The 12,843-nt window shown below is 34.1% G+C and carries 7 protein-coding genes and 1 pseudogene; 6 read left to right on the top strand and 2 right to left on the bottom strand.

All coding sequences use genetic code 11. From position 1 onward, the window contains the following. Positions 1-42 precede the first annotated feature (42 nt). From BKM63_RS13945 to BKM63_RS13925, 5 genes and pseudogenes are all read left to right on the top strand, one after another. Positions 43-1,437: a tetratricopeptide repeat protein gene (locus BKM63_RS13945; RefSeq protein WP_071637173.1), complete on the top strand. Its 1,395-nt coding sequence runs from the start codon at positions 43-45 to the stop codon at positions 1,435-1,437. Between the two features lie 2 nt (positions 1,438-1,439). Next, a pseudogene (locus BKM63_RS13940) lies at positions 1,440-2,189 on the top strand (shikimate dehydrogenase family protein). A gap of 69 nt (positions 2,190-2,258) precedes the next feature. Beyond that, the gene (locus tag BKM63_RS13935; RefSeq protein WP_071637172.1) at positions 2,259-3,008 is read left to right on the top strand and encodes a lipid A phosphoethanolamine transferase; all 750 of its coding nucleotides are present in this window, start codon (positions 2,259-2,261) and stop codon (positions 3,006-3,008) included. 237 nt (positions 3,009-3,245) lie between these two features. Further along, a complete protein-coding gene (locus BKM63_RS13930; RefSeq protein WP_071637171.1) occupies positions 3,246-5,273 on the top strand; it encodes a DUF349 domain-containing protein in 2,028 nt (675 codons plus the stop codon). 314 nt (positions 5,274-5,587) lie between these two features. Further along, on the top strand, positions 5,588-6,007 hold the full coding sequence (locus BKM63_RS13925; RefSeq protein ID WP_071637170.1) for an OsmC family protein: 420 nt from the start codon (positions 5,588-5,590) through the stop codon (positions 6,005-6,007). A gap of 72 nt (positions 6,008-6,079) precedes the next feature. Here BKM63_RS13925 and BKM63_RS13920 read toward each other — a convergent pair whose 3' ends face one another. Together BKM63_RS13920 and gyrA are read right to left on the bottom strand one after the other, a co-directional pair. Then, positions 6,080-7,354, bottom strand: coding sequence for a tetratricopeptide repeat protein (locus BKM63_RS13920; protein WP_071637169.1), 1,275 nt, complete (start codon positions 7,352-7,354; stop codon positions 6,080-6,082). A gap of 40 nt (positions 7,355-7,394) precedes the next feature. Beyond that, positions 7,395-10,037, bottom strand: coding sequence for a DNA gyrase subunit A (gene gyrA, locus BKM63_RS13915; RefSeq protein WP_071637168.1), 2,643 nt, complete (start codon positions 10,035-10,037; stop codon positions 7,395-7,397). A 258-nt stretch (positions 10,038-10,295) separates the two neighbouring features. On the opposite strand from gyrA, the gene BKM63_RS13910 reads away from it, so the two are divergent. Beyond that, complete coding sequence (locus tag BKM63_RS13910) at positions 10,296-12,842, top strand: ATP-dependent Clp protease ATP-binding subunit (protein ID WP_071637167.1); 2,547 nt, start codon at positions 10,296-10,298, stop codon at positions 12,840-12,842. Position 12,843 lies beyond the last annotated feature (1 nt).

The raw sequence follows: 12,843 nt of genomic DNA, 5'->3' as shown, positions 1-12,843 counted from the left end.
TTGCCTAAATTTATAACAGGCTAATTTCAAATAAAACAAAGTATGCAATTAAGCAACGAAGAAGAAGATTATAACCTATCCTTATCAAAATTTGAGTCGATGTTAAAAACTAACAAAGTACTCTTTTTTGATTCTGAAGAATTCGAAGAAATCATTCTTCATTATTTAGATATAGGTAAGGCTAATTTAGCAAAAAAGGCCTTAAAACTTGCATTAGACCAACATCCAAAATCTACAGGCTTAAAATTAGTACAAGTAGAAATGCTGGTTTACGAAGACAAACTTGAGATCGCTGAGAAGCTTTTAAATGAGTTGTATGCAATTGAACCAAACAACGAGGAAATTTACATCCAGAAAGCCAATATCTGTTCTAAAAGAGATCAACACGAAAAAGCAGTAGAATTGCTTAAAATTGCCCTGCAATATACTGATGACTACGCCGACGTGTATAACTTAATTGGGATGGAATATCTCTTTATGGATAATCTCGAGCTGGCAAAAGAAAGCTTCATTAAATGTCTTGAAGAAGATTTAGAAGACCAATCTGCCTTGTATAACGTAGTGTACTGTTTTGAATTTTTAGATCAAAATCAGGAAGCTATCGTTTATCTTAACGATTATATCAACAAAAACCCTTACAGTGAAATAGCCTGGCATCAGCTGGGACGTTTGCATTATGGTGTAAAAGAATATGAAAATGCAATTCGTGCATTTGATTACGCAACTTTAATCGATGATGAGTTTTTAGGCGCTTTTATGGAAAAAGCAAAAGCTTACGAGCGTCTGAAAAAATATCATGAAGCAATTGAAAGCTATAATCGTACGATTGAGCTTGACGACGCAACTTCGTATGCATTACTGCGAATAGGTAAATGTTATGAAAAATTAGGAAATGCCGTAAAAGCACTTCAATATTATAACCAGACTGTTCACGAGGATCCACTTTTAGATAAAGGATGGATTGCGATTACAGATTTTCATGTTCGCCAGAAAAACTTTCAAAAAGCCTTATTTTTTGTCAACAAAGCATTAGCTATCGACAATCAAAATCGTATGTATTGGAAACGTTATGCGACGATTAACAAGCAAATGAACTTTTTTGAAGAAGCTGAATTTGGGTACAGAAAAGCGGTTGAATTTGGAGATTATGCTTTAGACACCTGGTTGTTTTGGGTTGATATTCTTCAATTTCTTGGAGAATTTGACAGCGCAATTCAAACCTTATTACAGGCAACCGAATATTTCCCGGAAGAAAACGAAATCGAATATCGTTTGGCTGGTTTGTATTTTATGATTCAGGACAATACTAAGGCAAAATTCCACTTAAGCAATGGTTTGCGTTTAAACTTTGATAATTATATTTTAATCGAAGATTTATTCCCTGTTGTGTGGACCAAAAAAACAGTTAGAAATTATATCGAAAAACATAGAAAATAATAATGATTGGAATTTTAAAAAGGCGATTTGGCTTGTTGGGCCGTAATATTAGTTAATCATTTTCAAAAGGTTATTTTACAGAAAAATTCAATAATGAAATTTTTGCCGGCAACAGCTACGAAAATTTTGATATTGCCGAAATTGACCACCTTACCGGATTATTAAAAAACAATCCGGATTTGAAAGGTTTAAATGTTACGATTCCGTACAAAGAACAAGTAATTCCTTTTTTAGACAAACTTTCAAGAAAAGCAGCTTTAATTGGTGCTGTAAACACTATTAAATTTACTAAAAACGGAAAATTAAAAGGTTACAACACCGATTATTACGGCTTTAAAAAATCGCTAAAACCATTATTAGAACCACATCATAAAAAGGCGCTGATTCTTGGAACAGGCGGTGCTTCAAAAGGTGTAGCTTTTGCACTTGATGAGCTTGATATTCCTTATACTTTTGTTTCTCGTGAAGCAAAAGAAAATATCATTGATTACAACTTAATCAACGCTACAACTTTTGATAATTTTCAAATTATAATAAACTGCACGCCAGTAGGAACAAGTCCTAATATTGAGGCATGCCCGGATCTTCCGTACGAGTTTTTTACAGAAAAACATATCGCTTACGATTTGATTTACAATCCCGCAGAAACGCAATTCCTTAAAAATGCAAAAGAGAGAGGCGCTGTAATTAAAAACGGATATGATATGCTGATTTTTCAGGCAGAAAAAGCATGGAAAATCTGGAACAAATAAAAAACAGGTGAATTTTAATCAATCAAAAATGTAATTTTCGTAAATTAGTCTACTCATTTGTAGATAGTTATGAATAAACATTTCCTGTTTTACTGCTTAAGCTGTCTGTGTGCGTTTTTCGTAAACGCACAAGACACTATAAAACAGGCAAAAAATCCTTATACAGAAGCCCGTTATCATTATTATCTAAAAACGATCCTTCTTTTTAATGAATATTTAGATACAGATACAGGATCTTATAATACCACCGAGCTTCGTTTTCTGCATCCCATTGCCAACAAGGCATGGAATTTACGGGTTGATCTTCCTTTAATATCAACAAATACCAACTCACTCAATAAAACCGGAATTGGAGATATTAGTGCCGGTATAAGCTATATACCTTATTTAAATCATAGCAGGGGAATTGCTTTTCGAGCAAGGGTGATCTCAAACTCAGCTGCAGATCCAGCTTTAGGTACAGGAAAATGGGTTTTCGCTCCTGCCATATTCTATGGTGCTTATTTTAATAAAAGAAAAGTGCTTTGGATAGCTTCTCTAGAAAATCAATTGACTTTTGCCGGATCTGACAATCGAAGTGATATTAATACCACGGCATTTGAAAATTATTTTATGTTTATTCTGGGAAAAAACTGGATTGCCGCTGATGCCGCTTTTAGATATAATGCCACAAATAAAGGATATCCTAATAATGCTTTCATAGAATTTGGACGTAAAATAACCAAAAATGATATGGCGTATATTCATCCCAGTGTAGCTTTTGGGGGACATAAGACGTATAATTTTGGTATTGAGGCAGGAATGCTGATTTTATTTTAATTTAAAAATAACTTCATTCTTTCCTGATTTAATTTTATTTTTCTAAAATAATTATGAAATCAAAATTTTTATATCTTTCAAGTAATCTATAAAAATTAAGATATCAGATAAGTAAAGAGACGTAAAGAATAAGAATTTCATCGTAAAATACTGCATAAACAAACGATTTATTTTGTAGTTAGAAACACCTTTACTATCTTTCGCACTGTTTAAAGTAAAAACCTTATACATTTAAAAATGTTAGAAGAAAAGAATGATAACCTGCAAGAAGCAGACGGAAAATTAGAAATCGAGATTAGTGATGCTGCACAAAATGATGCTGTTCAAACAACAGATTCAGAAATTGTGGCAGAAAGTCCTGTTTCAGAAACTGAAAAAGAAGCTGCTGCAACAAATGAAGTTGAAACTAAAAACGAAGTTGAGACAACAAATGAAGCTGAAGAAACAGATCATCAAGATGCGTTAGATGCTATAACAAATTCTAATGCTGAAGAAAGTGAAGATGAGACACTAAAAGAGCGCCATGATATTCCAATGAAAGATTATGACACTTTTTCTTTGGATGCACTTGTTGACGAACTAAAAAAACTGGTTAATATAGACAAAGTAATGTCTGTAAAAGACCATATCGAAGAAATTAAAAAATCATTTTTACTACAATACAACCATCTCTTAGAGGAAAAAAGAGAAGAATTTAATGCTTCAAAAGAAGATCCAAATGAAGAATTCGAATATCACTCTCCTTTAAAATCTAAATTTGACGAATATTATAATGTTTTTAGAGAGAAAAGAAATGCTCATTTTAAACATTTGCAAACCAATCTAAAATCAAACTTAGAAAACAGACTGGCTATTGTTGAGGAATTGAAAGAGCTTATTAATCCTCAGGAAAACATAAAAGATACCCTTAAACATTTTAATGATTTAAGAGAAAGATGGAAAAATGCGGGAGCAATTCCAAAAGATAAATACAATCATGTTTGGAACAATTATCATTTTCATGTAGAAAATTTCTACGATTACCTGCATTTAGACCGTGAAGCCAGAGATTTAGATTTTAAACACAATCTGGAGCAAAAGCAAAAAATTATTGCGAGAGTTGAAGAACTTGTAAACGAAACTGACGTAAGCAAAGCATTCCGCGAATTACAGGATTTACATAGAATCTGGAAAGAAGATATTGGTCCGGTTTCGAAAGAACACCGTGATTCGATCTGGAATAAATTTAGCGAACTGACTAAAAAAATACACGACAAGAGAGAAGTTTTATTCGAAAGCCAAAGAGCAAACGAGCAGCAAAATCTTGAAGTAAAAAAAGATATTATTTCCAAAATTGAGGTATTAGGAACTGAAAAAGTTAACTCACACTCTCAATGGCTTGTTCAGATTCAGAAAGTAGAAGAACTTAGAAATGAGTTTTTCGCAGCCGGAAAAGTGCCTTCTGAAGTAAATGAAGAAACCTGGGCTTCTTTTAAATCTGCCGTTAGAAATTTTAATGCCTTTAAAAATTCGTTCTATAAAGACATTAAAAAAGATCAAAACGACAATTTGAACAAAAAAATGGCTCTTGTTGCAAAAGCAAAAGAATTACAAGAAAGCACTGATTTTGGCTCTACTACTCCAATTATGAAACAAATTCAGGAAGAGTGGAAACAAATTGGACACGTTCCTAAAAAATACTCTGATAAAATCTGGAAAGAATTTAAAGATGCCTGCAATCATTATTTTGATAAACTAAAAGAGCACAAATCAGAAGAAAATGCAGATGAGGTTGCTGCTTTTGACAATAAAAAAGCTTATTTGGATATTTTAAGAGCTTATCAACTTACAGGAGATCATAAAACAGACTTAGATGCTATAAAACAGCACATTGAAATCTGGAAAAGTTATGGAAAAGTTCCTTTCTCAAGACGTCATATTGAAGGGAAATTCAATAAAATCTTAGATGCTCTTTTTGAAAAACTAAGCTTAAGCAAAAAAGAATCTGAAATGATGCGTTTCTCTAATAGAATCGATTCTTTATCAGACAGTAACGATACTCGTAAATTAGATAATGAAAAGATTTTCATTATGCGTAAAATTGAAGAAGTTCAAAATGAAATCTTCCAGCTAGAAAACAACATTCAGTTTTTTACGAATACAAAAAACGCTAAAAAAGAAAATTCAATTGTTTTAGAAGTTCGCAAAAATATTGCGGTTCATAAAGAAAGCCTTGAACTTTGGAAAGACAAGTTGAAACAATTACGAAATTTAGGTCAGGAATAATTTAAATATCAAAACTGCAGTGAACATTCATTGCAGTTTTTTTTTATACTGTTGGCATTTAACCGCAAAGAACGCAAAAGTTTACACAAAGCTCGAAGCTAAAAGAATATAGAACTTTGCTTCCCGAAGCTTCAGGATGCGTTTTACAAATTCCAGTATAGTAAAAAAATTTTGCGCGCTTGTGCTTTAATCGCTCAATCTTAACATTACCATTAACTTTCATAAAAATATTCTACAAAATATTTCTTATATTTGATAATATTGACAATCAACCGAATAACTAAATTCAATATTAATTTTAAATAAAAACGAATATGAAATTTACAAGAAAAGCACACGCCAACTGGAAAGGAACAGGCATGGAAGGAAAAGGAACTATCAGCACACAAAGCACAACTCTGGATAACGCACAATTGTCTTTTAAAACCAGATTTGCTGACGGAGTTGGAACAAATCCGGAAGAATTGGTTGCTGCAGCTCATTCCGGCTGTTTTACGATGCAATTAAGCTTTTTACTTAACGAAGGTGGTTTTACTGCTGATGATTTAACCACAGAAGCGACAGTAACCTTTGAAGACGGATCTATCACTTTAATTCATCTGGACTTAAAAGGAAAAGTGCCTTCAATATCTGCAGAAGAATTTGAAAAAACAGCGGCAAAAGCTAAAGAGATCTGCCCTATTTCTAAACTACTTAATACAACTATTACTTTATCTGCTTCATTAATCAGCTAGAAGTATCAATTAAGCATAAAAAAAACCATTCACCGCTGTGAATGGTTTTTTTATTATATTATTTCAACAAACTTATTGGTTCATTGTAGCTTTTAAAGCTTTAGCTTCAGCAGTCATTTCTAATGCTTTGTAAACCCCTAATAATGTTTTAGCAACATCATCATTTTTAGGATCTAATTCATTTGCTTTTTTAAGGTAAGGAATAACTCCTTTGAAAACACCTTCTCTTTGCGCTTTTAAAACATCGTAACGTTTCATGTCTTTAGCAGAAGTACCCAATTTGTTCATTTCGTCAATGATTGGTTTTTCAGCTTCTAATTTTAAAGCAGCAAGGTTAAGATAAGCATTCGTATAATTTGGATTAATTTCGATTGCTTTTAAATAATATTTCTCAGCATCTGCATTGTTTTTTGCATTAGCACTTAATACACCTAAATTGAAAACTAAATCAGCATTGTTTGGTTCTTTTTGCAAAGCCTCACCAACTAATTTTTTGTACATTTCAAAATCTTTAGTCTCAAGGTATAAGTTAGCCTCTGTAAGGATTAGAGATGTATCATCCGGATTTGTTTTTCTGGCATCAGCAACGGCTTTTTTCGCATCTTCTGTACGTCCTTTTTGAACTAAGATTAAAGCTAAGTTTTTGTAAATTTCACCTCTTTTAGAAGGAATCGCTTCTGTTTTAGGTTTTTCGTGAGTTCCTAATTTTACAGCTAAATCTCTTTCTTTAGCGTTAGCAAAACTATCGTCATTTCCGCTTGCTTTATTTACCGCAGTATACAAAGTACCTTTTCCAGAATAATTTAGTTTTTTCAACTCTTCATACATAGGAAGAGCAGCATCAAAATCTTGTGCATTTACAGCAGTAGAAGCAGCATAGTACAAGTTGATTGTATCGTTTTTATCTAATAAGTAAGCATCATATAATTTTTTAGCTCCTTCAATACTTTTATTAGATTGAGTATCTGCAATTGCAGAATTAATCAATTTACCTTTAATTTCAGTAATTGATGCCGCAGCCTGAGTTGAATATTTCTGTTTTCCAGATGTTTTTTCAACTTCAATTAATTTTTTATAACTCTCAGCAGCTGCAGATAAGTTTTTGCTTTCTTCAACTTTTTTGTTTGCAAGGTCCAGGTAAGCATTTCCTTTTACAAAATAAAATTGTGCCTGCTCAACATCTTTAGCATTTGCTACCATGTTTTCGGCATCTTTTAATATTGTAATTGCTCCCTGAGCATCACCGCTTTTTAATGCTTTTTCAGCACTTTTAATTTGATCTTTTTGAGCAAACGTAGCTACAGAGATCAGTAATGCTGACGCTAGTATTACATATTTACTTTTCATAGTGTTCAATTTGTATATTTAATTTAATTTTTGTGGTTAATTATTCTTCTGATTCTTCTTCTTCAGAATCATCTTCGTCTTCCAATTCTTCTTCAGAATCATCATCCTCATCATCTTCTACAACACCGTCATCTTCAAGAACTTCTAAATCAGGCTTAACTCTTTCGATAACAGATTCTACAACGTTTCCGTCCTCATCAACAATAACTTCTTCAGCATCGTCTTTCATTACTTTTGTAACGGCTGCGATAGAATCTTTTCCTTTTAAGTTAATCAATCTAACACCCTGAGTAGCACGCCCCATAACACGTAAATCTTCAATTGCCATTCTAATAGTCAATCCAGATTTGTTAATAATCATTAAGTCATCTGAATCCGTTACGGCATTAATTGAGATAAGTTTACCTGTTTTTTCTGTGATATTAAGAGTTTTAACCCCTTTACCTCCACGGTTTGTAATTCTGTACACATCTTCACCATCGTCATCAACTAATTTGGTACGTTTTCCGTATCCGTTTTCAGTTACAACAAGAATTTGTGAATCGGCAACATCGTTTTTACCAACAGTAACCATACCAATTACTTCATCAGTATCGTCTTTTAAAGTAATTCCACGAACTCCAGAAGCTGTTCTTCCCATCGGACGTGTTTTTGTTTCTTCAAAACGAACCAATTTACCAGACTTAACAGCCAGAATAATTTGGCTTTCTCCATCTGTTAATTTTGCTTCCAGTAACTCGTCACCTTCCTTAATTGTAATAGCAGCAACTCCATTAGCACGAGGTTTAGAGTATTTCTCTAACGAAGTTTTCTTAACCTGACCTTGTTTAGTTACCATTACAAGGTTATGACTGTTGATGTAATCTTTGTCTTTTAAATCTTGTGTACAAATAAAAGCTTTTACTTTATCATCGCTTTCAATGTTTACCAAGTTTTGGATTGCTCTTCCTTTTGCTGTTTTACTTCCTTCCGGAATTTCGTAAACACGCATCCAGAAACATTTTCCTTTTTGCGTAAAGAACATCATATATTGGTGGTTTGTAGCCACGAACATGTGCTCAAGGAAATCCTGATCTCTTGTTCCGGCGCTTTTTTGTCCAACCCCTCCTCTATTTTGTGTTTTGTATTCTGTCAGGTTAGTACGTTTGATGTATCCTGCATGAGAAATAGTAATAACTACATTCTCGTCAGCAATTAAATCTTCGATACTTACATCACCACCAGAATATTCAATAGTAGAACGACGCTCGTCGCCATACTTATCACGAATTTCTTCAAGTTCTTCCTTAATTAAGTTAGTTCTTAAATTAACATCAGCTAATAATGCTTTTAAGTGCTCGATTAATTTCATTAATTCTTCGAACTCAGCTCTTAATTTATCCTGCTCCAGTCCTGTTAACTGACGTAAACGCATCTCAACAATAGCACGAGCCTGAATGTCTGATAATTTAAATCTTTCAATTAATTTCTCACGAGCTTCTTCTGTGTTTTTAGAACCTCTAATGATTGCAATTACTTCATCAATATTATCCGAAGCAATTATTAATCCTTCTAAAATATGCGCTCTTTCTTCTGCTTTACGCAATTCAAACTGAGTTCTGCGTACTACAACATCATGACGGTGCTCAATAAAATAGTGAATCATATCTTTTAGATTCAGCATTTGAGGACGTCCTTTTACAAGTGCAATGTTATTTACACTGAAAGAAGATTGTAATGATGTAAATTTATATAAAGTATTTAATACTACGTTTGGCGTAGCATCACGTTTCAGGATATAAACGATACGCATACCGTTTCTGTCAGACTCGTCACGAATATTCGCAATACCTTCGATTTTTTTCTCGTTAACTAAATCAGCCGTACGTTTGATCATTTCGGCTTTGTTAACCTGATATGGAATCTCGGTAACAATAATGCATTCTCTTCCGTCAACTTCTTCGAAGCCTACTTTTGCACGCATTACGATACGTCCTCTACCTGTTTTAAAAGCTTCGCGAACGCCTTCATAACCATATATTACACCACCGGTTGGAAAATCGGGAGCTTTAATATGAGTCATTAATTCGTCTACTTCAATATCATTATTATCCAGGTACGCTAGAGTACCATTGATAACTTCAGTTAAATTGTGCGGTGGCATGTTTGTCGCCATACCTACTGCGATACCTGTAGCTCCGTTTACTAATAAGGTAGGAACTCTTGTTGGCATTACTTTTGGTTCATATAAAGTATCGTCAAAGTTCAGCTGGAAATCCACTGTTTCTTTTTCGATATCTGCCATAATATCTTCTGAGATTTTGCGCATTCTGGCCTCAGTATAACGCATTGCTGCCGGGCTGTCTCCATCGACAGAACCAAAGTTACCCTGACCGTCAACTAATAAATAACGCATACTCCATTCCTGAGCCATACGAACCATTGCATCATAAACAGAGGTGTCACCATGCGGGTGATACTTACCCAAAACCTCCCCTACGATTCTTGCAGATTTTTTATGAGCAGATCTTGAAGTTACACCTAAATCATACATTCCGTAAAGAACTCTTCGATGTACTGGTTTCAAGCCATCTCTAACATCAGGAAGCGCTCTCGATACAATTACTGACATCGAATAATCGATGTAAGCTGATTTCATTTCATCTTCAATGTTAATAGGAATTAACTTTTCTCCTTCAGACATAAGTTGTTATGTTTAAATAATTATATTAGTTTCAAAGCGTGCCAAGATACGTTTTTTTAAAATTTTTTCAGCTATTTCCTTACACTTATTTAAATGATTTATTAACAACTTTATTTTCGCTTTTGGTTAATAAATTAAGCGTTTTTTAACGCTTTTATTGTTATTTTTTTTGTCAATTAGCTGACAGTAGTTCTCGATGGGTACGGTTTTTGTTTTTCAAACTGTAATTCACTAAATTTACAATACCAATTATATATTATGGATGATAATTTTTCACCAAGAGTAAAAGATGTTATTACATACAGTAAGGAAGAAGCCCTTCGTTTAGGACACGACTTTATTGGTACTGAGCATCTAATGCTGGGCATTTTAAGAGATGGTAACGGAAAAGCTATTCATATACTTAATAACCTAGCAGTCGATTTAGACCATTTACGCAGGAAGGTAGAAATACTGAGTCCAGCCAACCAGAGCGTTGAGGTAAATGCCGAAAAGAAAAACCTTCATCTTACCCGACAGGCCGAAAGGGCACTGAAGACCACTTTTCTTGAAGCTAAAGTATTTCAAAGCTCATCGATTAGCACAGCTCATTTGCTTCTATGTATCTTACGAAACGAAAACGATCCAACAACCAAGCTGTTGAATAAACTAAAAATAGATTATGACATAGCTAAAGAACAATATTTAAACATGACGCCAAACGAAGAAGAATTCTTAGAAAACTTGCCAAGAAACGAATCGTATAATGACGATTCAGGACAAGATGACAGTCTAAAGGAAAGTAGTTTCAATAATCCAGCCAATAAGTCAAACAAAAAATCTAAGACTCCGGTTTTAGATAATTTTGGGAGAGATTTAACAGAAATGGCAGAAGAAGGAAAACTAGATCCTGTTGTAGGACGCGAAAAAGAAATTGAACGCGTTTCTCAAATTTTAAGCCGAAGAAAAAAGAACAACCCGCTTCTTATTGGAGAACCTGGAGTTGGTAAATCTGCCATTGCAGAAGGACTTGCCCTGCGTATCATTCAAAAGAAAGTTTCTCGTATTCTTTTCCACAAACGTGTTGTAACTCTCGATTTAGCCAGCTTAGTGGCCGGAACAAAATACAGAGGCCAGTTTGAAGAAAGAATGAAAGCCGTAATGAACGAGCTGGAGAAAAACGACGATATCATTCTTTTTATTGACGAAATCCATACTATTGTAGGTGCAGGCGGAGCAACAGGTTCACTTGATGCTTCTAACATGTTCAAACCTGCATTGGCAAGAGGAGAAATTCAATGTATTGGTGCTACCACTCTTGATGAATACAGACAGTATATTGAAAAAGACGGAGCGCTTGAAAGACGTTTCCAAAAAGTAATTGTAGAGCCAACTTCTGTTGAAGAAACAATCGCTATTTTGAATAACGTAAAAGATAAATACGAAGATCACCACAACGTAACTTACACTCAGGAAGCTATTGAAGCCTGCGTTAAATTAACGAACAGATATATGTCTGAGCGTTTCTTACCAGACAAAGCTATTGATGCAATGGACGAAGCAGGATCTCGCGTACACATCACTAACATTGATGTTCCGAAACAAATTTTGGATTTAGAACGTCAGTTAGAAGAAGTTCGCGAAATGAAAAACATGGTAGTTAAAAAACAAAAATATGAAGAAGCTGCCAAACTTCGCGACGATGAAAAACGTATTGAGAAAGACTTAGCTGTCGCACAGGAACAATGGGAGGAAGATTCTAAAAACAACAGAATTGAAGTTACAGAAGATAATGTAGCCGATGTTGTATCTATGATGACCGGAATTCCAGTGAACAGAATTGCACAAACAGAAAGCAACAAATTAGCCAAGTTACCTGAATTGATTCAGAACAAAGTAATCGGCCAAAATGAAGCTGTTCTTAAAATTGCCCGTTCTATTCAACGTAACAGAGCCGGACTAAAAGATCCTAATAAACCAATTGGTTCATTTATATTCTTAGGTCAGACTGGAGTTGGTAAAACTCAATTAGCAAAAGTTTTAGCAAAAGAATTATTCGATTCTGAAGATGCACTGGTTCGTATCGACATGAGCGAATACATGGAAAAATTTGCTATTTCTCGTTTAGTTGGAGCACCTCCGGGATACGTTGGTTACGAAGAAGGTGGTCAATTAACTGAAAAAGTTCGTAGAAAACCATACTGCGTTGTACTTTTAGACGAGATCGAAAAAGCGCATCCGGATGTGTTTAATATGATGCTTCAGGTTTTAGATGATGGATATTTAACTGATAGTTTAGGCCGTAAAATTGACTTTAAAAACACTATCATTATCATGACATCTAACGTTGGAGCTCGTCAGTTAAAAGATTTTGGACAAGGTGTTGGATTCGGAACTGCTGCAAAAGTGGCTCAAGCCGATGAAAACTCAAAAAGCATTATCGAAAATGCATTGAAAAAAACCTTTGCTCCTGAATTCTTAAACAGAATTGATGACGTAATCGTATTCAACAGTTTAGAAAAAGCTGATATCGATTTAATTATCGAAATCGAACTGAAAAAACTGTATTCTCGTATCGCTGAACTTGGTTACAAATTAAGCTTAACAGACAAAGCAAAAGCATTTATTGCTGAAAAAGGCTTTGACAAGCAATTTGGAGCAAGACCGCTGAAAAGAGCAATTCAGAAATATGTTGAGGATTTGTTAGCAGAAGAAATCATCACTTCGAAAATACATTCAGGCGATGAAATCATGATGGATTTAAAAGAAGATTCACAAGAACTTTCGGTAGAGATTCACAAAGCCGAAGAGCCGACAAATCAATAAA

Source organism: Flavobacterium johnsoniae (genome assembly GCF_001879205.1).
Taxonomy (GTDB): Bacteria; Bacteroidota; Bacteroidia; order Flavobacteriales; family Flavobacteriaceae; genus Flavobacterium; species Flavobacterium johnsoniae_A.
This window is presented reverse-complemented; position numbering and strand designations above follow the sequence as displayed.